Here is a 25,164-nt window from a genome sequence, read left to right as displayed (position 1 = left end):
TTCACATAAAATTCATACCTTGCAAACTGAAAAATAAAGAACTGACCTATGAAATATGTATTTACACTTGTCGTATCCCTATTATTAGCCTGCGGGACGTTGTTGGCAAACGGTCCGTTATTACAAAAATTGCAACAGATCAAGGAAATATCCGACATTCGGGAATTGAAAGTTCCCCCGTATAGCGAATATTACGAGTTTTTGTACGAACAACCGGTAGACCACGGCAATCCCTCGAAAGGAACATTCAAACAACGGGTATTGCTCGGGCATCGCGACTTCAAGGCTCCGATGGTTGCCATCCTAGAAGGATATGGCATATATTCACCCATGCCGAGCGAATTATCACAATTATTCAACACGAACCAACTTACCATAGAGCATCGCTTTTTCAATAACAGCAAACCTGCCGGTGAAACACCCTGGGAATATTTAACATTGAAACAAGCCGCCACAGACCAACACGAGATCATCCAAACCCTGCGTCAAAAAGTATATCCCGACACGAGATGGATTTCCACCGGAATCAGCAAGGGAGGGCAAACCACGGTTTACCATCGTTATTTTTACCCGGAAGACGTGGAAGTCAGCGTGCCTTACGTTGCCCCGATCAACCTCGAAAAAGTAGATCCTCGCCTGGAAAAATTCCTCTCTAAACTCGGGGATACTCCCGAGAACAAACATCTGCTGGAAGGCGGTGGCAAAGAGATCAAATGGCAAATCTTTGATTTCCAAAAGAGATGTTTTGAAAACTTGGATAAACTCATGCCGTTCATGGAGCAATTAACTCGTAGCAAAGCATATTCATTCCGTAAAGTCGGTGACGCGGAACGGGCTCTGAAACTCACAATCCTAGAATTCCCGTTTGCATTCTGGCAATGGGGAAACAACATCAACGATATGCCCCAACTGGAAGAAGAGGACTATAACGAAATATTCAACTATCTAGTAAAAGTATCCCCTCCCGATTTCTTTGATGACAAATCCATTGAAAATTTACAAGCCTTCTATTATGCCGCACTGACCGAAACAGGTATGTACACCTATAATATCAAGCCGTTCAAAAAATTCTTCAAGGAAGAAAAAGAGAACGTGATCACGTTTGATTTCGCTATGCCCAAGGGGTACGAGAATACGCCTTTCAACACGAAGCAAATGCAGGATATAAACCATTGGTTGCAGACCAAGGCTGAAAATATGCTTTTCATCTACGGAGGAATTGACCCGTGGAGCGCAACAGCCGTGGACTTGAAAAAAAATAGCAAGTGTGTCAAATACGTGAAAGCAGACATGGACCACAAATGCCGGATCAAAAGCTTCGAGAATCTCACGCGAGACGCTATCTTGAAGACTTTGAAAGCATGGATCAAGGGTGTCGAAGTAGAAGAGGATGTTGAAGAAGTCCTATTCTACTAATAACTGACGCATAATCGCATCCGTGGCTCCCAACTGTTTATTGACAAACTTCAAAGCACTTTGCCCGGCTGCCTCAGCGATAGCCGGGCTATTTATTAACGAGTCGAGCAAGGAGGAGAACTGCTCTTTATCAGAAATAGAGAAAGCTCCCCCGCGGGCAATCAAATCTACCGCCTCTTTGAATTTGTGGTACTTGGGACCAAAGATCACCGGGATACCATAGATAGCGGCTTCCAACGTGTTGTGAATACCCTTTCCGAATCCCCCGCCGATGTAGGAAATCGAACCATAGCGGTATATGGACGACAATACCCCGATGGTATCTACCACGAGCACCTGACATTTCGTCACGTCGGCACTCTCGTCCGTGTAACGAGCCACAGGTTTGCGGCATTTACTCAAAATATCACGGATATGCCCTTCCCCGATCTCGTGGGGCACGATAATCCATTTATAATTCCCTTCCTGCTTGTTGATATAATCCATGATAATCTCCTCGTCCCCGGGCCAGGTACTCCCGCACACCACGGCACGGCGATCGTTACAGAATGCCTCCACCTTCTCGATTCGTTTAGCCGCATCCGCGATTTGCTTTACGCGGTCAAAACGGGTATCTCCCGTCTGTTGCACGTGGGTGATCCCGATAGACGAAAGTAATTTCACGGACTCTTCATCCTGCACGAAAAGCCGGGTAAAGAAGTGCAACATCCGGCGGTGCAATCCTCCCCATTTCTTGAAAAAAGGCTGCTCCCGGCGAAATATCGCGGAAATCAGGTAAGTAGGCACCTCACGCTCGTTCAACTCGTGAAGGTAATTGTACCAGTATTCGTACTTCACGAACACCGCGGCATCGGGATGCCACATCTTCACGAAACGGCGGGCATTCGCCGGAGTATCTGTCGGCAAGTAAAAAATATAATCCGCACCGGAATAATTCTTTCGAATCTCGTAGCCGGAAGGCGAGAAAAAAGTCAACAATACTTTCGTGTACGGTTCTTTTTCCTTCAACTTCTCGATCACCGGACGCCCTTGCTCGAACTCCCCGAGCGAAGCCGCGTGAAACCATACCAGCCGTCCTTTTCCCCGACCGGCAGCTTCCATCCGTTTCCATATACCTTTTCTGCCTTTCACCCATAAAGCCGCTTTCTCGTTAAACAGAGAAGCGACCCCGATAGCACAACGATATGCAACAATCCCGAAATTATATAACATTATTCTGTGATTTAATGATTTTAGATTCTGTGATTACCTAGATTCAAGATCACATGATTACAATCACTGAATCGCAAATCTCCGAATCACTGAATCATTTTCGCCGTCAAAGGTATAAAATTTCTTGCCCAATGGTATAGCTTTTGTAAATAACGTTAAGCCGGGAAGAAGGAATGAATTATTCTATTAAATTTACTGTCTGGAAAAAGTATGTGCTAGTATAACAATAAAACTTATCAGGTTATGAAGATCAAAAGTCTATTAACGTGTATGGCAATAAGCCTTGTCACTCTCCTTCCGCTGCAAGCGCAGGTGGGCAAGGAGATGAAAGCATTTCGCAACAAAGAAGGCATAACTGTAACGATGTTGACCCCGTCGCTTTACAAACTCTATAAACAAAGCGAACCGACTCTCGCGGCAGAAGAGGCTTTGAAGAAGATGAAAGAAATCAACGTGATGCAAGTCGACATAGAACGGGCGACCCCCAAAGTAGTCGAGGAAATCAACCAAAGACTATCTCCCGTCGTGGAGAACGAATCCAAATACACTCTCGTGCGCAGCCACCGCGGAATGTACGGGCAGGAGCGTCTGTACGTCACGCAGAACAACGAACAAATCACCTCTCTGGTATTATGGAGTGAAGAAAACGGCACGCTTTCCGTGATCGAGTTGAAAGGGGATATTGATCTGGATAATGTAGACGAGATAGCCTCGGCATTGAACGTGAAAGGACTCGACAGGCTGGCATACATAAATACCCCGGCGGAAGGAAGTTCTATCGCGGAGAGAATAGGCAACCCGATGGACTTCATCAAACGTATGGAGGAACGTTTCGGGATAAAGAGGGATTCCCTTTTCGGCGAAGATCCTTTCGGCTCTTTCCGGGAGCGACTTGACAAGATGGGCAGCATGGAAGACATGATGAAACGAGCCGAAGAGATGTTCCGCAGCATGGGTCCCCTCTTCGACGGGACAAAAGAGGACGGCATATCCGAATCCATTTCAAACGGTCTGGAAGTGATACGGGAAAACGGAAAAACCCGTATCAAGGTAAACGCTACCAACACGGAAATCGCTTATTTGATTGATGGAGTTGAAATCCCCACCGATAGCCTGAAAAACGGCTTCCCCGAGGAAATCGCCAACGTGATCATGGTAACCGAACCGGGTAACGCGAAAAAATCTTACGTGATTATTAACACGTTGAAAAAAGCCGGACAATTCATCAGCTATTCAAATGGTACATTGAAATACAAACACAAAAACCAAGAATTCACGGTGAATCCCGAGAAATTATCCGAACCGTCATTACTTGTCAACAACCGGCTCAAGAGGGCATTCAACGTCGACCCAATGCAAATCATTCAGATTCGCCCGGCAACGGACATCGAACGAAAAATACTGAATGCACCCTCCGCCCAAGTAGTTATCATCACGGACGAAATGAATTTCGGGTTCTAACATTTTTCCCGCGTTCTCGTATAGCAGTTAGTAGAAAATAGACTAACACAATTTATACGCTATGAGACTGGCTGCTATGACGAGGACGGGATGTATCCTGTCGTTTATCATTTTTACACTTATCACTTTGGCGGGGAAAGCTGCCCCGCCACAAGTCAACAAACCTTACAAAAGGACGAGCAACGCCCCCAACCTCCAACAGACTCTCCCCTCGAACGACGAGTGGTGGAAATTATTCAAAGATCCCATTCTTGACACCTTGATTGACAAAGCCGTTGTCAAAAACTACGATGTCCGTAATGCTATCCGCAAAATAGAAATGGCAAAAGCCAAATTACGGGTAGACCGAAGCCCTTATTACCCGACGATCTATTTCGCGGGCAGCTATGCTCCCGAAAAGAGCAGCCTCAGTGCCGACAAGAAAAATATAATCGAACGGGTGGGAAGTGCCACGGTGAATTTAAACTGGGAACTTGACGTTTTCGGTCGCATCCGTAAAGAAAGTTCCTCGCAGAAAGAATTTTATCTCGCCGCACAGGAAGACTACCGGGGTGTTATGGTATCGCTTGCCGCCCAACTATCCACGGCATATGTCAATCTCCGTTGTGCCCAAAAACAACTGGAAGTCACGCGAAGAAACATCGAATCCCAGAAACAAGTGATGGAACTCACGGAAACCAAGTTAAACGTGGGATTGGCTTCCCGGCTCGATGTGGCTCAGGCAAAAAGCCTCTACTTGCAAACGAAAGCATCCCTGCCGGGTATAGAGTCGACGATCGCGCAACAAATCAACCTGATCGGGGTATTGATCGGGGAGCACGCCGAACCCATCCGGGATTCTTTATTCAAAGATCACCCGCTTCCGGAGAACCCGAGAGCGGCTGCCGTCGGGATTCCCGCCAACCTGATCCGCCAACGCCCGGACGTACGTTCTGCCGAACGAACGATTGACGGGCTTGCCGAAGCCGTCGGGGCAAGCCGTGCCGACTGGTGGCCGAAATTCCTCGTGACCGGATATATCGGTTATGCCTCCGAAAACTTCGAGCATCTCACGGACAAAGAAAATATGATTTGGCAAATTGCCCCTTCCATCAAATGGACAATATTCAGCGGGCGTAATCTCGTGGAGTCCAAGAAATCCGCCCAACTGCAATTGGACGAAGAGATCAACTCGTATAACCAAACCTTGCTCACCGCCTTGCAGGAAGTGGACAATGCCCTCGTGACTTACAACAAATCACTATCGCAGATTTCCGCCTTAAACGACGCCTACCAGCAATCAAAGCTGACGTTGGACTTGGCGATAGAACAATATAAAAACGGCTTAACCAGCTACCAGAACGTGCTCACGTCACAACTGAGTTTATTGAATTACGAGAATTCGCTCGTGGAAGCCCGTGCCGCATCGCTTCGCTACCTGATAGAACTCTACCAGGCTTTGGGAGGAGGATGGCCCGTGGAGAATTGAAAATTGAAAATGGACTTTACGGATTTAAAACTTTAAGAACTTATGAACTTTAAGAACTTTATAAACTATTCTTTTGTTTTGGCTATCTTATTAGCAGGATGCGGGAAAACCAAGCAAAAGCAGGAGGCTCCGGAAGCACCTTCCGTGGAGGTGGCGCATCCCGGACTACGTACCGTAGTCTACACGTTCGAGTATCCCGGGTACATGGAGGCAGAGCAGACGGTCAACCTGGTTGCCCGCGTATCGGGGTATCTCGATTCCTACCATTTCACACCCGGACAACGAGTGCGGGAAGGACAGACTCTTTTCGTGATTGAACCCCAACCGTACAAGGACAAAGTCGCCCAAGCCGAGGCAAACGTGGAAAGTTGCAAATCCAAACTGGCATACGCCAAGGCATCTTACGAACGCATGAAAGAAGCGGTAAAAAACAAGGCAATCAGCGAGATTGACTATTTGCAAGCACAATCAGACTACGGAGAAGCCGTTGCCGCTTACGAGGATGCCCGGGCACAACTGAGTTCCGCGAATATCGACCTCTCCTATTGCACGGTGAAAGCGCCCTTCACGGGACGCATCTCCCGCAACATGATTGATGCCGGCAACATGGTCGGAACCGCCGCCGACAATTCGGCACTGGCAACTATATACAAGGACAACCAGATGTACCTCTATTTCAACATGGCTTACGCCGACTTCATGCAACTGCCCCAAGACAGTCCCTCGGCTTTGCCCGTCACGATACAAGACGTGAATAATCCCGAGAAAACGTGGATTGCTTCCCTCGATTACCGCTCGCCCAATGTAGACCTCAGCACGGGAACTATCACGGTACGGGCTATCGCCAGAAACCCGAACGGGGAATTACTGAGCGGGATGTACGTGAAAGTCGTCGTGCCTTACAAGAGTGTCCCTAAAGCGGTCGTCATTCCCGAAGCCTCCATCGGCACCAACCAGGGAGGACGCTACGTCTATCTCGTGACACCCGACAATACCGTGGAATTCCGCCAGGTAAAAGTCGGAGTCCTCACCCCCGACGGTATGCGGGAAATCATCAACGGCGCCACCACGGAAGACCGTTACGTGACCAAAGCCCTCATCAACATCCGCCCGGGAATGAAAATCAATCCATTTTAGATTTAATATTACTAAATCACAGAATCGATTATGTCCAAGTTTTTCATCAATCGCCCTATATTCGCAACCGTCCTTTCCATCCTTATCGTGGTGGCAGGAGTAATCTCGTTGAGATCATTGCCCGTGGAGCAATACCCCACGATCACGCCTCCCACGGTTGTCGTGGAAGCACAATACCCGGGAGCGAACGCTACCACCATTGCCCAAATGGTGGCTACCCCCATCGAGCAACAAGTCAACGGGGTAGAAGGAATGCTTTATATGTCGTCCACCTCATCCAGCGCGGGAGTGTACAAACTCACGGTGACCTTCGAGGTCGGCACGGATCTAGATATGGCTACCGTTCTGGTCGAGAATCGGGTAAACATAGCCCAAAGCGCACTCCCGCAGGAAGTCACTAAATTGGGTATTACCACCACGAAAGAATCTACCGACGTGGTCATGTTCCTTACCTTGACCTCCGACAATCCGAACTACGACGCCCTGTACCTCTCCAATTATGCCGAACTGAACTTGGTCAACGAGTTGAGCCGTATCAAAGGAGTAGGCAACGTCGGCTCATTCGGGGCGGGCAATTACAGTATGCGCATCTGGTTAGACCCCAACCTGCTTGCCATCCGGGACGTCAGCCCGGAAGAAATCATTACCGCCATCGAAAGCCAAAACATACAAGTGGCACCTGGTTCCGTCGGGGCTCCGCCTTTAGCGTCCCCCGTGGCATTTCAGTACACGCTGGAAACACAAGGATTGCTTGTCGATGAAGAAGAGTTCGGCAACATCATCATCAAAGCGCTTCCCGGCGGAAAATACCTCCGGGTAAAGGATGTTGCTACCGTGGAACTCGGCAGCCAAACATACAGTTCCAGTGCCACCTTGAAAGGAGGAGCCGTCGCCGCCATCGCCATCTACCAGCTCCCCGGAGCCAATGCAATCGACGTTTCCCAGCGAATCAAGACACGGGTAAACACCCTCTCCTCCTACCTCCCGGAAGGGGTACATCTAAACATCACGCTTGACACCACGGAGTTTATCCATGCCTCGGTCAAAGAAATATATAAAACCCTCGGCACAGCTTTTATTCTCGTGCTAATTGTTATATTACTATTCCTGCAAAACTGGCGAGCCATGCTGATCCCGTTGATCGCGATTCCCGTGTCACTGGTCGGGACATTCGCGTTCATGAACCTGCTCGGGTTCTCCATCAACACGCTTACCCTTTTCGGACTGGTACTCGCCATCGGGCTTGTAGTCGACGATGCCATCATCATTGTCGAGAATAGTTACCGGCTGATCGAAACCGGGAAATACGCTAATATGCGGGAAGCTGTCACGCAAGCCATGAAAGAAGTGTCGGGCGCCATCGTCGGCATAATCCTCGTCCTGCTCGCCGTGTTCATTCCCACCGCCTTTATCGGGGGAATCACCGGATCGCTTTACAAGCAGTTCGCCTTGACCATTGCCGCCTCTACCATCATCAGCGGATTCAACGCCCTGACATTAAGCCCGGCATTGTGCGCCTTGTTCTTGAAACCCGCCAAACCGACCCGTTTTTTCCTCTTCCGGGGATTCAACAAGTTCTTCGAGAAGACGACGAACGGGTACATGTGGGTCGTGAGGGGCTTTATCCGGAAATCTGTACTCACCTTGTTTGTCTTCATCGTTCTGTCGGTACTTGCCTTCCTGGGTTTCATGTACCGACCGACCACCTTTGTACCCAACGAAGACCAAGGATATTTCATTGTTTCCATGCAACTCCCCGACGGGGCTTCGCTCTCCCGCACGGAAGAGGCATCCGCTAAAGCCGGGGCAATATTGAACAGCATTGACGGTGTACAAACCTATATTACCATCAACGGCTTCTCCATGATGGACAACGCCCAGAGTTCCAATGCAGCCTCCATTTTCGTGATGCTTGAAAACTGGGATCAACGGAAAGCAAAAACTCTCGGTGTAGACGCCATCACCACCCGTTTCAATGAACTCGCCTACGCGGAAATTCCGGAAGCCCAAAGCTATGCCGTGTCGCCCCCACCCATACCGGGGTTGGGAGAAAGCAGCGGTTTCCAGCTGATGTTGGAAGACATCAATAACTACGGTTCGGCATCCCTGCAACAGGCAACAAACCACCTCGTCGATGCCGGCAACCAATCGACCGGGCTCGCCATGCTCCGCTCCACGTTCAGCGCCAGCGTACCCCAGTATTACCTGGACATCGACCGGGACAAAGTGGAACTCATGCAAATCCCTATCGGCAACGTGTTCAGCGCCCTGTCGGCATACATCGGCTCGATCTATGTCAACAATTTCGTGAAATACGGGCGCACCTTCCAGGTCAACCTCCAGGGATTGCCTTCCAGCCGGGAAGTGATCGACAATGTATTATTCCTTAACGTGAAGAATGCACAAGGCAACATGGTACCGTTTTCGGCATTTACCACTGTGGAACAACGCCTAGGAACGGAATTACTACCTAAATACAATACCTACGCGGCAGCCTCCATATCCGGATCAGCAGCCCCGGGATACAGTTCCGGTCAAGCCCTCGAAGCCATGGAGCAACTCGTCAAACAAGAGTTAGGCAACACGTTCGGGTACGAATGGACGGGACTATCTTACCAAGAAGAAAGTGCCGGCTCGACCACCTCTGTCATTTTTATCCTGGCAATCCTCGTGGCATTCCTGATTCTTGCCGCCCAGTATGAAAGTTGGACTTCCCCCTTTGCCGTCGTCATGGGATTGCCGATCGCTCTTCTCGGTGTCGTCATCGGCTGCCTGGTCATGAACCTGCCGATCAGTGTTTACACGCAAATCGGCATCATCTTGCTGATCGCCCTCACGGCAAAGAATGCCATCCTGATCGTCGAATTTGCCCGAGACTACCGGGCAGCAGGAAAACCCATCAGCGAAGCGGCTCTCGAGGCAGGACGGGTACGTCTACGCCCTATCCTCATGACCTCTTTTGCCTTTATCCTTGGGGTATTTCCCCTGATCATCTCTACTGGAGCCGGAGCCGCAAGCCGTATTTCCCTCGGCACCGCCGTCTTCTACGGGATGCTCATGACCTCACTCGTCGGTACCCTCTTCATGCCTAACTTCTATTACATCATGGAGTCCGTGCAAGAATGGTTTACCCGGAAAAAGAAAAAAAGTTCCTAAAAACACAAAGTCCATAAGATCAAACCCTGACCTTATGGACTTTATAAACTTTATGAACCTTACAGACCCATTAATACACGATCGTCATCTCATCGATCAGATTTTGTGCATTTGCCAGTTTGTCCACGATGAACAACATATAGCGGGTATCCAAGTTGATACATCTTTGCAGGTTTTCCTCGAAATCGATATCCCCGGACATAGCCTCAGAGTTACCATCGAAAGCGGTTCCGATCAACTCGCCATAAGCGTTGATTACCGGAGAACCGGAGTTACCACCTGTAATATCATTATTCGTGATAAAGTTTACGGAGATATTATCCGCACCGTAACGACCGAAATTCTTAGCGTAATACAAGTCTTTCAATTTCTGCGGTACTTCAAATTCAGTTCCTTTCGGACCTTCTTTCTCCATAACACCCGTCAACGTCGTGTAATAATCATAGAACACGGCATCTCTCGGTTTGTAACTCTTCACGTTACCGTAAGTCAAACGGATCGTTGAATTGGCATTCGGAGCCCACACCTTCTCGGGTTGCATCTCCATCAAACCTCTCACGAACAAGCGATCGCCTTTGGCAACTTTCGTGCGCATTTCTTCGGTCGCCCCTCCCAATTTCTGGTAAGTTTCGAACAAAGAACTACCCATGATATACCCGGGATCTTTCTCCAATTTCTTCATGTCAGGCTTTGCCAGGAAGGCATCAAAACGAGCCTGGTCAGTAAAGATAGATTTATCGGATACTTCCTTGGCATATTTCTCGTAATTACCTTTATATTTTTTGTTGATCATCTTGATCACTTCCGGATGCCATTCTTCAGCCACGTTATCACTGTACATTTTAAACATCACGGCAATCAAGTTTTTCTCCACATCCTTGTTGTAATCCTTGAAGAACTCCTGTGCATTCCCCTTGATGGCTTCCATCATGCGTTCCTTGATCATCTCGGGGGTCTTCTCGTCGTAATACGCTTTCAACGTGTTGCTTACGCGAACGGCAAACAAGGGGCTTTCCGCACCTTGAAGACCGGCTTCCTGCATATAGTTCATTGCCTCGTTGTACGGATGCATAGCCTCGTATCCTTCTTTGATCATCGTCAAAGCGTTGCCATATTTAGCTTTACGAGCCGGATCTGCATTTACCCAAGCGGTAAATTCACGCTCGATCTTCTCTTTCTCACCCATCGTGTTCAAGTTCTTCAAAGCGATATTCTGCTCGTGAGAATATTTCCAGTAGTTAGCACATTGTGCATGCTTGGAAGCGTATTGGATACGGGTCTTCGGATCGGCATTCATTCCTTCTTTCATCACGCGCAATTTCTCGGTACGCACTTTATAACGAATATCGTTCGTCACGTCCATCGTCTCCTTCAACCCGAAAGAAGTCAGGAAACGGTCGGTTGTTCCGGGGAATCCCATGATCATGGCGAAATCACCATCCTGCACACCCTTTGCAGAAACAGGCAAATGATGTTTCGGCTTCAACGGAACATTGTTCGGTGAATAAGGAGCAGGTTCTCCGTTCGGTGCGGTATAGATACGCATCATACAGAAGTCGGCAGTGTGGCGGGGCCATACCCAGTTGTCCGTGTCACCACCGAATTTACCCATGCTCTGTGGCGGAGCTCCCACCAAACGGACATCCTGGTAAATCTTGTACACCAACAAGAAGAACTGGTTGCCTTCGAACATATCAATAACTTGTGCTTGCAAATTAGTTCCTTTTACAGCCTCCGTAGAGAGTTGTTTTGAAATAACTGCAATAGCCTGAGCACGTTTTTCTTCTGTCATGTTGTCGTTCAACACGGCATTCACCTTGTCGGAAACATCCTCCATGCGTTGCAGGATGGAAGCCGTGATACCGGGATTCAACAACTCGTCTTTCATGTCATAAGCCCAAAAACCGTCAGACAAGTAATCATGCTCCAAAGTAGAGTGCTTTTGAATCACGCCAAAACCACAGTGATGGTTTGTCAACACCAAACCTTTGTCAGAGATGATCTCCCCTGAACAAAAATGCCGAAACGGACGTCCGGCGTTACCCAATCCCACGATAGCATCCTTCAACGACGCCTTGTTCACGGAATAGATATCTTCCGCTGTCAATTTACACCCTTGCGCCTGCATCTGTTCGATGTTCTTCCCAAGCAGGGACAGCAGCCACATACCTTCATCCGCCCGCACGATTGACGTTGAAAGTAAAGCAAATACAATAAATAAAACTTTCTTCATCTGTTTAAATTTCACGTTATATATAATTGAATTTATTCATTCCTTCACCACAAAACCACTCATTCACCGCCTACTTCCCAACGGCAAACGATCGCGAATATACAATTTAATTCATAGAAATATCACGTAACTTCCCATGATTTAATATTATTATAACATTCTCTTTCATTGGAAAGACAAGCACTTGGAGGGCAGAAATGAATATTACACATTCCATCGCATTACCTTGGATTTAATGCAAAAATTAATGAGTATTGCCTTGGATTTAATGCAAACATGTTGTATTTTTACCTTGGATTTAATGCAATAAACACGAAATGAGATATATTAAAAGAACCATAGACACCACTCTTGAAGAATGGAAAAATTCCACTCAAAGGAAGCCATTGCTTTTAAGAGGAGCCAGACAAGTAGGTAAATCCTCCACGGTCAGAGAACTATCAAAGAAATTTACTCATTTTGTAGAAGTCAATTTCGAGAGTGAAAAAGAAGTCAGAACTTTCTTTCAGGGCAATCTAAACCCCCAACAAATCTGTGACCGCCTTTCTCTTTACTACGAAACACCTATCATCCCCAGGGAAACATTACTTTTTTTGGACGAAATACAAAGTTGTAAGCCGGCTATAGAATCCCTGCGTTTTTTTTACGAAAAATACCCAGAACTACACGTCATTGCCGCTGGTTCATTATTGGAATTTGCACTAACCGATCTTTCTTCATTTGGGGTCGGGCGTATACGTTCAGCGTTCATATATCCTTTATCCTTCAACGAATATTTATCCGCCATAGGAATGGATATGCTTCTCGATGCCAAAAAGAAAGCAGACATCCAACACCCTCTGGATACGATTTTCCACCAAAAACTGAATGAACACTTGAAACAATTCCTTATTTTAGGAGGGATGCCCGAGGTAATCGCCACGTACGTGGAAACGAACAGCATGCTACAATGTATGCAAGTCATCGATGATCTTAGGATCTCTTTCCAAGATGACTTTGCTAAATATAAAGAAAACGTGCCCACCCTTCGTATCCGTGAAGTTTTCGATTCTATTGCTGAACAAACCGGGGGAAAATTTGTCTATTCCAAAGCCAGCCTGGAAAGTAATTACCGGCAAATCAAAGAAGCCGTCGATTTACTAACGATGGCAGGATTAGCGATCCCGGTGTATCGAACCTCGGCAAACGGCATTCCTGTAGGTGCAGGAATCAACTCCTCTTTCTTCAAATTATTCTTACTTGATACAGGTATGTTCCAACGAATGGTACACTTGGATACCGCACAACTACTCACGGCTGAGGATTGGGAGAACGTAAACAAAGGAGCTATCGCCGAACAATTTGCAGCCCTGGAATTACTAAAAGCCGCACCCGCATACCAAAAAAGCCAACTTTATTATTGGCAACGGGAAAGCAAAAACAGCCATGCCGAAGTAGACTACATTCTACAACAAGAGCAACATATCCTCCCACTCGAAATAAAATCCGGAACGAAAGGCAGTATGCACAGCCTCCATTTATTCATGGAAGAAAAACATCCTCCCTACGGAGTCCGTTCATCACTGGAAAACTTCGGGCAATACAACAACATCCGCCTTTGCCCGTTATACGCCTTGGGCGATAAATTCCATGCCGTATAACTAAAAATAATTCATACAATTGAAAGTTGAAAATTGAAAATGAAAAGGGATTCCGCCGCACAAAAGCGAAGCCCCGTGCGGCTGGAATCACTGAATCGGAAATCGTAAATCACAAAATCAGCAAGCTATCCGACGCCCTTTTCCCGTTTTTCTGCAGGGCAAAGCAATACACCTTCACCTTCGTGTTATCCCACTCGTCCGGGAGCGCGTAAGTAGTACTGCCACTTTCACCCCGGGGTCTCAACGCCACCAACCTTGCCCGTTCCCGTTCCGTTTCGTACAGCACCCCGTACACCAGGTCGTCAGCCAACGCGAACCCGTCCTCTTCTTCCTGCTCCGCTTGCTCGAAAAGAAACTTCTGGTTATCCTCGCTGTACGTCACGGTCACCTTCGGCGGGTTGAGCATTCCTGCCGCCACCAGCAATCGTTCAAAATTGACGCTCGCCTCGTTCTTCTCGTTCACCTCTATCGCTCCCATGTTCTCCGCCACGAACGCGTTCGACGTGGAACCCTTCCCGATACCGACAAACCCTTTCTGTATCACTGGCAAAAGACTCCGGGACAACTGCACCAGCACTTTCATCCTCGCCCGCTGCGCCAGGATCTCTGGCGTCGGGTTATCCTTCCTCGCGAACACTTTCGCTTTCGCGATGTTCTTGCATCTCGTGTAACACAACGTGATGTTACCTACTGATTTTCTCGCTTTCCCTAACAAATAAGAATTAAATTCTGCCATAAAATAATTGAAAATTGAAAGTTAAAAATTGAAAATTAAAATCACTGAATCATTGAATCGTAAATCACCTAATCCCGAAATCCTTAAAAGCTTCCTCCAGCGCGGGCCCCGGATCGACTTTCCGGTTCGTGACCGCGGAATGCCCCACGACATCGCGGATCGGGTAACACTCCTCCAGCACGCTACAAATCTTCACCAGGGCTTGCACCTGCGCCCTCGTGTAGCGGTGCCAGTAAGTCAGTTTTCCCCCCGACTCGTGCGCGAAGACATCTTCCGCCGGGACAACCCGACCACACTCGGCAACGAACATTCCTCCCGACAAGCGGAGCAACCCCAGGTTATCCAGCTCGATCCCGATAGAATAACGGTTCAAACCCGACCGTCCCGCGTACCAGCTACGCCCGGCGTGCCACGCTTCCGTGTCAAACGGCACCAGCTGGATGACCTCCCCGTCACGCCCCACCACCAGATGGGCGGAAGCACCCACGTCAGGGCGAGTCAGGTAAATCGCCGCCGCCTCGGCTCCCCACGCGGCGGTATAGTGCAGGACGATCATGTCCGGTCCCACCAGTTTCCGGGTATTCTTCGCGCAAACCAGATGGCGCACCCGGTCGCCCATCAAACGGTGGTTGACAATTGAAAATTGAGAATTGAAAATTGAAAATGAATCCATCTTTTAGTTTTTATCTTTTAGTTTTTAACTTAAAAATCGCTCCTGCGATTTTTTCTCCGCCCCGACCCACGACGTAACCGCCCAGGCCGATTTCCAGCAAGTCCCAGAAACGGGACGTTTCGTCCAGGATCGGCAGGCTCGTGAACGTTCCGACCAACACGATCACCGCGAACACCAACATCACCAGCGGCCGCCACGATCGCTGCAACCAACTTCCCTTCGCCTCCTCCACCAGCACCGCCGATTGCGCCTCCACCCGTGCCCGCTCCCATTCCGCGAACACCTGTAACAAATCCGCTTCCAGTTGCCGTTTCTCCCTCGCCGGGAGTGTCAGCCGGTTGACCACCTCGCCAACCGCCCTGACCACACCCTTTACTCCTTCCACCACCGGAATCCCGCTAGAATACTGTTCTTAACCTCTGCCTCGAAGTAAAACTTCTTGCGTCCCATACGCCGCACGGGTATCGCGAACAACTTCTCGTAACGGAGCAACGTTTTGGCGGAAATACCCATCGCCTTGCAAACCTCCTTCGTGGTCATCAACCTGTGCGACACGTTCGCCGCCGTCTCTATCGCCAATTTTACCTCCAACCGGAGCTCCTTCAGCTCCCGCTGCAACAGGATCATCTCTTCCCCTTTTTCGTTTTTGTTTGCCATAAATTAATTGAAAATTAAAAGTTGAAAATTAAATCACTGAATCGAGAATCACTGAATCTCTAAATCCTTACACCCGTAAATACTGGCTCGAGGAATACGCCTTTCCCTCCTTCTCCCGGAAAAAGCAGTACAGGTGTGCCGCCGTGCCCCGCTTTCTTTCCAACCGGAACACCGCTCTCCCGTCACCCCTCGCTGCCCCGCCGGTCCCGGCAAACACGGGCGTAAACGAGCGTAAACGAGCGATCGCCATATAGCACGACGATCATCAACGTATCGTTCTTTCGTGCCGGAGCCAACCCGGCATTTTCCTCCCACGTCAAGGTGACAACATCCCGGTCGTCCACCTCCCCCCGGAGATTATTCACCTCTTGCATCATCCCCACCGCCAACTGCAACCGTGAAAAATCCGCGATCTTCCCGTCCGGTTTAAAAACTTTCATGTTCAACTTCATGAAAAAATTGTAACCACTCGCCGACATACCCCCTGCCGCCACTCGCCACACTTCCCGCAAGGGCGTCGTCACCATGTGTCGATAGAAACGAATCGCCACCATGAACTGAGAACGGCAATCCATCTGCCCCGGCGTCTTCGCGTCCGAGTATTCCGCCGGGGTACTCCGTACCCGGGTATCCGGCCCGACTTGATAAAAGACCGTGTTCCCGATTTTTCCCGATATCAACTTATCTGCTTTAGCCATACTGATTAAATTGAAAATAATAACAAATAAACTTACTCTCTCGTTTCTCTTTCCTATCACTCTCGTTTCAAACACCTCCCCGAAGGTCTTTGAAAGGACTTTGTAAGGAGTTTAAAAGGACTTTGTTCCCTGTCTTCACCGGAACCACTCCCCGTCCTCTCCGGGAATTCTTCAGGTATCCCCAACCTCTTGTACCGTGTTTTTTAAAATTCTCATCATCTTTTATTTTTAAATCAACGATACAAAGATATACCCCCCGTCGCCCGCCACCAACTAAATGACACAGAGGGTCAAATAACTGTATAAACACCCCGAAAACTGACACAGGCGCCTACTGACACCTCACAACTCTCGTGCTGAAAGAAAATCTTTCATTATACTGAAAGAAAATCGCAAATTATTCATCAGTATACAGACGAATAATTTATCAATCAAATACCATTCGAATGTTGAAAAACGAGGGGAAGCTGAAACATTCACCATTTTCGGGAAGAGTCACCAGTTCCTCCTCTGTAAACATGCCCCCCTCTAAAATCTTGTCAACAAGTCCCTTCCTTTGTCCGTCAAGCGGTATTTTTGTTTGGGATGTTTAGGACTTTCAGGATAAAGTAACTCTACAAAACCTTCTGTAATAGCGGATTTCAGATATTCCTTTGTAAAATATCTGCGATTATTTAATTGCAGTTTCTCCATCATTTCTGCAACTGAATATGTACCATTCCCCATTATTGTAATCAAATTCTCTACTTGGGTGGTACTTGGGTGGTACTTGGGTGGTACTTGGGCGGTACTTGGGCGGTACTTGTCTTGTCCTGCCACAGTCCTAATATAGCGGAACACGACCCACACGAATCCACCATCTGCATGGAATTCCGGTTCTGAAATACCTACCCGTCGGCACTCGTCAATCATCAGCTTAATGCCTCGCCCCCAACTCTCCAAGACAGTACTCTTGTACAAAACATTAGCAATAATTGGATTATGGGGTTGTGAATCGTGCGTACTTAAAAGACGCTCTATTGACATGTCCACCGGAAACGCCCCGCTGTTTGTAATTTCTATTCTGTCATCATATATTGCTATGCTGACGGAACTTCCAAGATGATGGTAAAAGCGATGCGCATAAGCATTTATACAACACTCCCTCAATGCTTTATACGGAACACTTAATTCTTCTTCACGATATAAACCCTCTATTTTTCCCGAAAGAGACAAATGCTTGAAGAAAAATGCCATTGCCGCATCCAATAGCTCAAAGATGTTTCCTTGAACACGTTGGTTGTCCAAAAATTCTTCTTTAGTCGTTCCTTTGAAACGTGCCATTCGCAACAAACATTGGGGATAACCGTAAAATTTACGACCGAACAAAACAACCGACGCATTGTTCAGTTTTCCATTGTGCAGCAAATCCAATTTTTCAAGAATAGCAGGAATACTTTCCGCAATGGTAGTTTCGGGCAAACGCCCACCTCTGATTCCAGCGCGAACGGCTCCCATAATGGCGTTTTCATCAAGATCTTCAATTTGAAGTTCGGGATTGACCATTGATTCCCAACCATAGCTCCCTCCACGCTGCATCAGCAGAAGATTATATTGGTCTTGCAGCATAACAGATGTTACACTCTCTACCCGTTGATAAGCCCGTCCTTTATAGGCAAATGGACGCATATAGTGTTGTTCATCCACTGACAAGACAACAATATACTTATTGGTATTCGGTATGTCTATATACGACACATCAATAGTCACGAACGGCTCAATACGCCGTATAGCTTCGGCAATATCACGTTTGGTTTTGTCACTTACTTCCTGCCCGATAATCTTACCTTTATCGGTCACACCGAACAGCACAGAACCACCCTCCCCGTTAAGAAAAGCACAAAGCGTTTCCATTCCACGCTCCAACTGCCCGGTAGTTTCCTTGAACTCCACGTGTCCGTTTTCCTTTTCGGCTATCTGTTGTTTTACTATATCAAGATTGTCTATACACATATACATTACAAATCAATAATATAAATGCAAAGATAATGCTTTTTAAATGATCTTTCACCGGAGCCCGTCGATAAACTTATCCACGAGACCGGTGAATATTAAATTATAGGATTACTTCTCTCGCCCCGTTTTCGGGTACTCCCGGGAAGTATCCAGTATATTGAAACAAGCCAACACGTTTTTCCGGTAATGATCCCCGATCGGGAACCATTTCCCGACGGCACGCAAGGAGTTGCCCGCCCACGTGTCGACATAACGAAGGTTCAGGATAAATCCACGGTGGACTCGGGCAAAATGCGCATCCGGCAACTGCCGCTCCACGACTCCCAAACGACACGCCACGGTGATCCGGGATTTATCTTTAAAATAGAAATCGCTATAATTAGCCGACGCCTCGATCCAAACGATGTCGGAGTAAAAATATTTCTTGTAATACTCGTCCTGGCGAATAAACAAGCCGTCTGCCACCAAAGGTGACACGCTCAGAGGTGCGTCCACACCCGATAAATCTGTTTTCATAGACAATTAAAGTTATGCCTCATGAAATATTCACCGACGGGCGGAAAGTATAAACAAAAAGGGGAAAGCCGCCAAGCGACTTCCCCCCAGCACGCACCAATTGTAAAAGACTATTACTTTTTCTTGCTCTTTTTCAGCAATTTCGCCACCGTATCACGAAGTGCATCCTCGCGGAGCCCTTTCGCCACGATGCGGTTCTCGCCATCGACGAGATACGTCATGGGCACGTCGTGCACCATGTAAAGACGGGCTACCGGAGAGGCAAAGCCTTGCAAGTCCGATCCGTTCGTCCACACCATTCCGTCCAGACCGACGGCGTTGCGCCACTCTCCACGGTTCTCGTCAAGCGAGATGCTGACAATTTCCAACCCCAGCGGGCGGTATTGCAGGTAAAGTTTCACCAGGTCGGTGTTGTCCTCCCGGCAAACGGGGTTCGTCGAGAGCCAAAAGTACACCAACTTCAACTTGGCGGGCAAGTCGTGCAACGAGAACGTATTCCCGTCGGGTTTCTCCAGCGTGAAGTTCGGGGCGACCTCGCCAACGGCAAGTTTCCCGTACTGCTCCAAAGCGGCGGCGATCCGCTTGCCGGGGATCGTGGCACGTGCCGCCTCGCCCAGCAACTCGTACTTCGAGCGCAAGCCCTCTTCCGTTTCACCACTGATACCGAGGGCGATCACGTGTGCCGTGGCGTACTCGTCGGGGTGCGCCTTGATTAACTCGATGGTGGCGTTCACCGATGCCTCGTAAGCCTGGTCCACCCGGGCTTGCAAGGCGGCTACATCCGCCCCGGGCTGTCGTGCCTCTGCCGCCACCTTGGCTTGCTCCGACATGAACGACTGGCTGATGCGGGTGAAGCGGGTCAGCAACTCCTGTTGCTTGCCCCCTTGAATCATCGCCCCGGCATTGCTAACGTTTACCATGAAAGTAGCGTTCTCCAGGATCAGAGGGATTATCCCGTTCCCGCCAATCGGGGTGATGTAGGCCGCCATGGGACGCTCCACCTTGCCCGAGAAAACGAAAACGCCGTTCTTGACCACGGTCGAACCTAACGTGTCGGGCTTCTCCCCCTCGCTAGCGATTAACAAGAGCGTGCTGTCCGCCATTCCACTTGCCTTACCACTGATCCGGTAGCCTTCCTGGGCTTTACAAACGACCGAAAAAAGCAACACTAAACCGATTATTAATGAAATTTTTCCCATTATCTTATGGAATACTATTCCTATCAAGAAAAATAATAAAACTAACTTCTTCATCATTAGAAATTAAAATACCCCCCTCCCTTCCCGACTTTAACGGGGTCGGGAGGGGTATTTTCATCGTGCAATCGAGAAACGCCTACTATTTGAAAACCATGATGTCACCTAACATGATTCTGGAATTCACGCCGGACACTTGGTCATTAACCGTAATTTTGACATAACGCGCTTTGCGAGAACCTTCACGTACAGGAACAAGCACGCTCTCGCCGGAACCTTTACCAATCGTGTTTTCCTCCACGTATGACGCATCTTCCCACATCACCAGATCTGTCGATGTTTTCACCTGGACGGATGAAGTCATATAACCCGGTACTTCCATATCCCACCAATCATACACGGGTTGCGCAATCTTCACGCCGCGTATATCCATTTCTTCCTTCAGGTAAATAATCAAATCGTAAGCCCTTAACGTACCCACGTTTGTCGTTTCCCAGCGAGTTTCGGGATCATCATCCAACAAACGTTCCAAAGTTAAATCCCCGCGCTCATCGACTATCGAACACGTGATACTGTCTATTTCCATCCTGTCAACGTAGTCCAGATCCGGAAGAACCGACAGTCCGAAATCTGTCATAAAAGGAATAGAAGTTTTTTTAAAATAGTGTTTCCCATAGCGTTCAATCGTCACACCCCGGTATTCGTTTGCCAGGTTGAGTATCGCCACACTCTTCTCGAGTTCCTCCAGAACACTCTTGTCTGCCTCTTCCGTCTGCGTGGTCAGGTAACGATTCTTGCCGATAACGACTTTCTCCAAGCGGGGACAATAAAGCACATCTTCCAAGGAAGTTATATCGTAATCGAATTCCAAAACCCGTACTGTATCCACGAAATGATTCAGTTTCGCCAGTTCTTCATCCGTCACGTCCGAAAATCCATAACGCTCTTTGATAGCCACCACAAAATCCGTCGTGAAGGCCCTGTTTTTATTCACCGTAACAGAAGGAAAATCAATCTCATCCGGACAATTTTCCAGTAATCCCCGACGCAGAATAACGATAGAATCCGTCGGTACGTCACTCACGTCATCCAACACGTAAAACTGTCCCAAATCAGGATTTTCCGGATCCATAAAATCTTCTTTTCTCAATTTCACCGGTTTCACCTCTCCCCGTGTGTTTTTGTACTTCAATTGCACCTCCAGGATATTTTCATTCCACTGGTCCATACGGCACACTAGTTTGTTTCCCACTTGCCAAGATTTCGTGACAACATTGGTAAAGGTACGTACCACCTCATGGCTTTCCGTGTAAGGGCGCCCGTAAACCGTTTCCACCAAAGAATTCTCGCCGCTATCATCAATTGCCGTGATGTCGAAACGATACGTTCCGTCTGCCAAGCGATCAATTTTAAACGACGACTCGCTCGGCTCCAGCAAGGCAGAGTCCTTTTGCTCATTCAACGACCATACCACCTTGATATTCTTAACAGTTTCATCCGTCGCTCTATCCCATTTCACCGTCAGGGATTGCCACCCCGGGACCACCTTCGCATCGTAACATCTACCCACGTACCGGATTCTTCCCCCATCCGTGTATTCATCATAGGTATCTTCCAAGCTTTCGCTGCATCCTGCCAATGCCAAGGTTGCAATTAAAAACTTTACAAAATATTTTTTCATTCTCATAATTTAATCCTTTTTCACGTAAACTTCTAATTCATGCATGGAAACATAGTTATAAGGATTCGTGTTTCCAATCCCGTAGTATGAATCATAATACCAAAACGTTTTATTCACTTCTATTTTCAAATAACGATAAGTATCTTCCGAAGCACGAACTTTCACATCCATAAAAAGCGAATCCGCTGCCTGCAATTCTTTTTTCTCTTTTATTAATTTTTCCGCGTAATACCAACGCTCCTTCTCCGCGAGATTTTCACTTTGAGAATACTTCCCTATTTTCTCCCAAGTATCCTTATCCTTACTACCATAGATGGTTACCTCGCAAGGCAATTTACTCCCGTAATAAGCTCCCCAAATTCTTCCATCTCCGGTTGACCCTGCATTTATAACCCGATCCAAATTCTGCATCCCGTAAATCCGAACATACGCCGGGACTTTTTCCGTTCCCAAATCAACAAAGAACGGTTTATTCCACGCATCGGGACCAGCTAAAAACGTGTAAAATTCACGATGAACATACCCATCATACTTCGAATCAAATCGTTGCTCACCTTTCAATTCCCCATCAAAAAGATAAGAGATCCCCACTTTCCAAGCCTCATTGGTCACCACCGGCATTTGAGAGAAATCCCAAGATTCCCTCGGGACGGAAAATTTTACAGCCTCGTATGATTCTACATTTTCGAAAACCTGTTGTCCCACACGATGTCCTTTAAAATCATCCACGCGTATCACGACTGTATTTTTCGTCCTATCTTTTTGTTTTAAATCATAAGTCAACGTATCTCCTCCCCGGGCTATCGCGAAACTCTGCATCAAAATCGTATCCGGCTCACGCGTGAGGGGATTCGTGCCCAGGTAAAAAACATGCGCCATCCCGGTAACCACTTCCGGAGCCTCATACAATACCTGGAAACCGTTCCAGGAAGGTTCCACTTTCGCATTCGTGATAAAAATGTAAGGAGCACTATCTTGTGTGTCAAAGGTCAATTCCAACGCCTCGGATTCGTTCCGGGAACGGTCGAGGTAAGAAACTTTCACGGGGACACCTTTCCTGGATTCGTTAAAACCATCGAGCAAAAGGGAATCCCCGTTATAACTCCCTTTTTTCGTTACATGTTCGCCCTGGGCATTCGTGTAACTGGCCTTAATGGCATAAACGTCCCGTTCTCTCGGGAGCGTGTAATACATCATCGCACCTCCCGCCGTGGGCTTGAAAGTGATTCCTTTTTCCGGCATGATGTCAAAATTAACGTCATCATCCGAACAAGCCCACAGTCCTAACAATAGGAACAAAATATACGATATATTTCTCATAAACAGATTTATTATTTACCAAATTTAAATTCAAGGTTCGCAACGTTACCAACCGGGATTTTGCACCATGCCGGAAATCAGTATTTCCTCGGCTTTAATCGGGAACAAATAATCGCGCGGGGCGGTGAACTTGCATTTTCCAACCGGCAACTCGATAGGTCCCCCGTAACGGTTATAGAATTCCGTAGCCGTTTTACCCAAGACATTCCACCCTAATTGTGAGTGATTTAACTCGTCAACAGCCGTAAGCCAACGGCGCACGTTCCAAAACCGGTGTCCCTCGAACGCAAACTCGATGTTGATCTCCTGCCGGATGATCTGACGCATCCCTTCTTTGGTGTCCACCATCGACGGGTTTTTCCCGTAAGATTTCCAGGCTTGCACCACCTTCGGGATTCCCGCCCGTTCACGGACTTTATCCAAAGGATCGTACACCCGGTAATCGGGTTTCTCCAAATACTCGTTCCACGCCTCTGCCTGCATCAAATACACCTCAGCCAGACGAATCAGCGGACAAGTAAGCTCTGAAACATTGTAATCTTTTGTGCTATATTCCGAGAAAATATGTTTTTTCACCCAATATCCACTGATATTCTGGTAATCAATCGAGGTAAGAATATCGTAATTAGTACCCCATTTCTCTCCCTTGTAAGGCTGGATTTGCAAGGTATAATCCACTTGGTACGCGGGATTATCTATTCCCCGTTGCCAATAGCAACGGTCGGCACCAATACAAGCATAAAAACGGGGTTCCCGGCGCAAGTGCAACTGCAACACATCTTCATTCTGCGGCACCACATCTTTGTAAAGACCACTCGCTTCCCGCGCCATCTTGTAACGGTTGGCATAAGCCCATGTATTATCCTGATCTATGGGCAACCCATGTTCCGTGTAGTACATCTCCACCATCATCATCGAGGGAGAAACATTTCCAAAAACCTGCGAATTGTAATTCATTTCGTCATTTACCAACCGCGGCAATATAAACCAATACAACTCATTTTCCCATTTCCATTCCAACAAGAACTCCGGATTATCAAATGAAGAAAACATACTATGCTCAATGTCATATATTTTGTTCAACATTTCCGAACCTTTCGAGGAAGTTCCACCATAAAGTTCCCTCGCGATACATACGTCAGCCGCTTCATCAGCAGCCTCCGCCGCAATCCTCCATTTTTCCCGGTCGTACGTGGCGTTAAAAAGCGGCTCGCCATCTTTCCCTTTGAAATCAGAGTAAAACGCATTCCCGTTAAACATCGGTGAGGCAGCATAAAGCAACGCACGGGCTTTAAGGGCGTACGCCGATTCCTTACAGAAAGCATACAATTCATTTGTTTCGCGCATACTTCCTGCCGGCAAGTATTCAATGGCTTCATCCAACAAATCAACAATCTCCCGGAAACAGGTATCCACGTGCACACGAGGCAATTGGAGTGTCTTAATATCCGCATCCGCTGGTAAATTCCGAGGCACTAGCACGATGGGACCGTAACGACGTACCAATTCAAAATAGAGAAAAGCTTTTAGAGCTTTCACGTCAGCCTCCCACATCTTTTTCTCCAGTTCTCTCATGTTGTACACGTTATTGATATTATCAAGAAACGTGTTACAATCGCGAAGCACTACATAAATTTCTCCCCACGCATCCCCGTAAGGAGTTTGTGCCATCTGCAAACCTTCCGAAATTTTAAAACCGCGAACGTTTTTCTGATTTCTCATGTATTCGTTGATCACGAACTCATCGGCGCCGAAAAAAGACATATTGTAGCACACGTCTGGGAACAAGTTACCCAATGCTCCATAAAGTCCCAATCTCCACTTCTCCGCCCCCTTACGCTGCTCAAAGATGGATTCCACCGTCTGGATATCATTCTCCGGCACGGCATCCAAATAATCGCACCCGGAAAAAACAAGCGTAAACGCCAATAATATTATACAAAATAAATATTTCATCATTTATGTCTTT

General features: G+C 47.6%; 19 protein-coding genes. 6 read left to right on the top strand and 13 right to left on the bottom strand.

Features of this window, described 5'->3' with window-relative positions; all coding sequences use genetic code 11:
- Positions 1-48: 48 nt before the first annotated feature.
- Complete coding sequence (locus BN8899_RS10300) at positions 49-1,416, top strand: S28 family serine protease (protein ID WP_065219313.1); 1,368 nt, start codon at positions 49-51, stop codon at positions 1,414-1,416.
- Here BN8899_RS10300 and BN8899_RS10295 read toward each other — a convergent pair.
- Complete coding sequence (locus BN8899_RS10295; RefSeq protein WP_065219312.1) at positions 1,405-2,628, bottom strand: 3-deoxy-D-manno-octulosonic acid transferase; 1,224 nt, start codon at positions 2,626-2,628, stop codon at positions 1,405-1,407. The genes BN8899_RS10300 and BN8899_RS10295 overlap by 12 nt on opposite strands.
- A gap of 243 nt (positions 2,629-2,871) precedes the next feature.
- On the opposite strand from BN8899_RS10295, the gene BN8899_RS10290 reads away from it, so the two are divergent.
- The 4 genes from BN8899_RS10290 (at position 2,872) to BN8899_RS10275 (ending at position 9,850) form a co-directional block, all read left to right on the top strand.
- The gene (locus BN8899_RS10290) at positions 2,872-4,089 is read left to right on the top strand and encodes a DUF4252 domain-containing protein (RefSeq protein ID WP_018337615.1); all 1,218 of its coding nucleotides are present in this window, start codon (positions 2,872-2,874) and stop codon (positions 4,087-4,089) included.
- Positions 4,090-4,150: 61 nt separating this feature from the next.
- Entirely contained in the window at positions 4,151-5,557 is a 1,407-nt protein-coding gene (locus tag BN8899_RS10285) for an efflux transporter outer membrane subunit (protein ID WP_018337616.1), read from the top strand.
- Positions 5,558-5,599: 42 nt separating this feature from the next.
- Entirely contained in the window at positions 5,600-6,694 is a 1,095-nt protein-coding gene (locus BN8899_RS10280; protein ID WP_018337617.1) for an efflux RND transporter periplasmic adaptor subunit, read from the top strand.
- A 27-nt stretch (positions 6,695-6,721) separates the two neighbouring features.
- Positions 6,722-9,850: an efflux RND transporter permease subunit gene (locus tag BN8899_RS10275; protein WP_082986988.1), complete on the top strand. Its 3,129-nt coding sequence runs from the start codon at positions 6,722-6,724 to the stop codon at positions 9,848-9,850.
- Between the two features lie 70 nt (positions 9,851-9,920).
- Here BN8899_RS10275 and BN8899_RS10270 read toward each other — a convergent pair whose 3' ends face one another.
- Positions 9,921-12,083, bottom strand: coding sequence for a S46 family peptidase (locus tag BN8899_RS10270; RefSeq protein WP_065219310.1), 2,163 nt, complete (start codon positions 12,081-12,083; stop codon positions 9,921-9,923).
- Positions 12,084-12,400: 317 nt separating this feature from the next.
- Here BN8899_RS10270 and BN8899_RS10265 point away from each other — a divergent pair, with 317 nt between their 5' ends.
- On the top strand, positions 12,401-13,723 hold the full coding sequence (locus BN8899_RS10265) for an ATP-binding protein (RefSeq protein ID WP_065219309.1): 1,323 nt from the start codon (positions 12,401-12,403) through the stop codon (positions 13,721-13,723).
- Positions 13,724-13,832: 109 nt separating this feature from the next.
- Here BN8899_RS10265 and BN8899_RS10260 read toward each other — a convergent pair whose 3' ends face one another.
- The 11 genes from BN8899_RS10260 to BN8899_RS10210 all read right to left on the bottom strand — a co-directional run bounded on the left by BN8899_RS10260 (position 13,833) and on the right by BN8899_RS10210 (position 25,154).
- On the bottom strand, positions 13,833-14,459 hold the full coding sequence (locus BN8899_RS10260) for a DUF6266 family protein (RefSeq protein ID WP_065219308.1): 627 nt from the start codon (positions 14,457-14,459) through the stop codon (positions 13,833-13,835).
- Between the two features lie 64 nt (positions 14,460-14,523).
- The gene (locus BN8899_RS10255) at positions 14,524-15,132 is read right to left on the bottom strand and encodes an N-acetylmuramoyl-L-alanine amidase (RefSeq protein WP_065219307.1); all 609 of its coding nucleotides are present in this window, start codon (positions 15,130-15,132) and stop codon (positions 14,524-14,526) included.
- 10 nt (positions 15,133-15,142) lie between these two features.
- Positions 15,143-15,520 (bottom strand): 3TM-type holin, encoded by a 378-nt coding sequence (locus BN8899_RS10250; protein ID WP_065219306.1) that lies wholly within the window; start codon positions 15,518-15,520, stop codon positions 15,143-15,145.
- On the bottom strand, positions 15,505-15,789 hold the full coding sequence (locus tag BN8899_RS10245; RefSeq protein ID WP_065219305.1) for a MerR family transcriptional regulator: 285 nt from the start codon (positions 15,787-15,789) through the stop codon (positions 15,505-15,507). The genes BN8899_RS10250 and BN8899_RS10245 overlap by 16 nt, the downstream gene beginning before the upstream one ends.
- 182 nt (positions 15,790-15,971) lie before the next feature.
- Positions 15,972-16,487 (bottom strand): DUF6266 family protein, encoded by a 516-nt coding sequence (locus BN8899_RS10240; protein ID WP_065219304.1) that lies wholly within the window; start codon positions 16,485-16,487, stop codon positions 15,972-15,974.
- Positions 16,488-17,015: 528 nt separating this feature from the next.
- Positions 17,016-18,479, bottom strand: coding sequence for an ATP-binding protein (locus BN8899_RS10235; protein WP_065219468.1), 1,464 nt, complete (start codon positions 18,477-18,479; stop codon positions 17,016-17,018).
- 111 nt (positions 18,480-18,590) lie between these two features.
- Positions 18,591-18,998, bottom strand: coding sequence for a LytR/AlgR family response regulator transcription factor (locus BN8899_RS10230; protein WP_065219303.1), 408 nt, complete (start codon positions 18,996-18,998; stop codon positions 18,591-18,593).
- A 113-nt stretch (positions 18,999-19,111) separates the two neighbouring features.
- The gene (locus tag BN8899_RS10225) at positions 19,112-20,254 is read right to left on the bottom strand and encodes a TlpA disulfide reductase family protein (RefSeq protein WP_065219302.1); all 1,143 of its coding nucleotides are present in this window, start codon (positions 20,252-20,254) and stop codon (positions 19,112-19,114) included.
- Between the two features lie 82 nt (positions 20,255-20,336).
- Positions 20,337-21,875, bottom strand: coding sequence for a DUF4998 domain-containing protein (locus BN8899_RS10220; protein WP_187376842.1), 1,539 nt, complete (start codon positions 21,873-21,875; stop codon positions 20,337-20,339).
- 9 nt (positions 21,876-21,884) lie between these two features.
- Positions 21,885-23,195, bottom strand: coding sequence for a DUF4959 domain-containing protein (locus tag BN8899_RS10215; protein ID WP_065219300.1), 1,311 nt, complete (start codon positions 23,193-23,195; stop codon positions 21,885-21,887).
- Positions 23,196-23,240: 45 nt separating this feature from the next.
- The gene (locus BN8899_RS10210; RefSeq protein ID WP_231932321.1) at positions 23,241-25,154 is read right to left on the bottom strand and encodes a RagB/SusD family nutrient uptake outer membrane protein; all 1,914 of its coding nucleotides are present in this window, start codon (positions 25,152-25,154) and stop codon (positions 23,241-23,243) included.
- Positions 25,155-25,164: the final 10 nt, after the last annotated feature.

The organism is Butyricimonas sp. Marseille-P2440 (genome assembly GCF_900091675.1).
In the GTDB taxonomy this organism is placed as follows: Bacteria; Bacteroidota; Bacteroidia; order Bacteroidales; family Marinifilaceae; genus Butyricimonas; species Butyricimonas synergistica.
Note: the sequence above shows the minus strand (reverse complement) of the source record. Positions and strands in the feature narration are given on the sequence as shown.

Bases quoted from the DNA above. Each gene is read 5' to 3' on its own strand.
- BN8899_RS10285 (WP_018337616.1), top strand. From the start codon at position 4,151: ATGAGACTGGCTGCTATGACGAGGACGGGATGTATCCTGTCGTTTATC.
- BN8899_RS10240 (WP_065219304.1), bottom strand. From the start codon at position 16,487: ATGGCTAAAGCAGATAAGTTGATATCGGGAAAAATCGGGAACACGGTC.
- BN8899_RS10295 (WP_065219312.1), bottom strand. From the start codon at position 2,628: ATGTTATATAATTTCGGGATTGTTGCATATCGTTGTGCTATCGGGGTC.
- BN8899_RS10255 (WP_065219307.1), bottom strand. From the start codon at position 15,132: ATGGATTCATTTTCAATTTTCAATTCTCAATTTTCAATTGTCAACCAC.
- BN8899_RS10220 (WP_187376842.1), bottom strand. From the start codon at position 21,875: ATGAAAAAATATTTTGTAAAGTTTTTAATTGCAACCTTGGCATTGGCA.
- BN8899_RS10215 (WP_065219300.1), bottom strand. From the start codon at position 23,195: ATGAGAAATATATCGTATATTTTGTTCCTATTGTTAGGACTGTGGGCT.
- BN8899_RS10290 (WP_018337615.1), top strand. From the start codon at position 2,872: ATGAAGATCAAAAGTCTATTAACGTGTATGGCAATAAGCCTTGTCACT.
- BN8899_RS10270 (WP_065219310.1), bottom strand. From the start codon at position 12,083: ATGAAGAAAGTTTTATTTATTGTATTTGCTTTACTTTCAACGTCAATC.
- BN8899_RS10210 (WP_231932321.1), bottom strand. From the start codon at position 25,154: ATGATGAAATATTTATTTTGTATAATATTATTGGCGTTTACGCTTGTT.
- BN8899_RS10225 (WP_065219302.1), bottom strand. From the start codon at position 20,254: ATGATGAAGAAGTTAGTTTTATTATTTTTCTTGATAGGAATAGTATTC.
- BN8899_RS10230 (WP_065219303.1), bottom strand. From the start codon at position 18,998: ATGAAAACAGATTTATCGGGTGTGGACGCACCTCTGAGCGTGTCACCT.
- BN8899_RS10235 (WP_065219468.1), bottom strand. From the start codon at position 18,479: ATGTGTATAGACAATCTTGATATAGTAAAACAACAGATAGCCGAAAAG.
- BN8899_RS10300 (WP_065219313.1), top strand. From the start codon at position 49: ATGAAATATGTATTTACACTTGTCGTATCCCTATTATTAGCCTGCGGG.
- BN8899_RS10260 (WP_065219308.1), bottom strand. From the start codon at position 14,459: ATGGCAGAATTTAATTCTTATTTGTTAGGGAAAGCGAGAAAATCAGTA.
- BN8899_RS10245 (WP_065219305.1), bottom strand. From the start codon at position 15,789: ATGGCAAACAAAAACGAAAAAGGGGAAGAGATGATCCTGTTGCAGCGG.
- BN8899_RS10280 (WP_018337617.1), top strand. From the start codon at position 5,600: ATGAACTTTAAGAACTTTATAAACTATTCTTTTGTTTTGGCTATCTTA.
- BN8899_RS10265 (WP_065219309.1), top strand. From the start codon at position 12,401: ATGAGATATATTAAAAGAACCATAGACACCACTCTTGAAGAATGGAAA.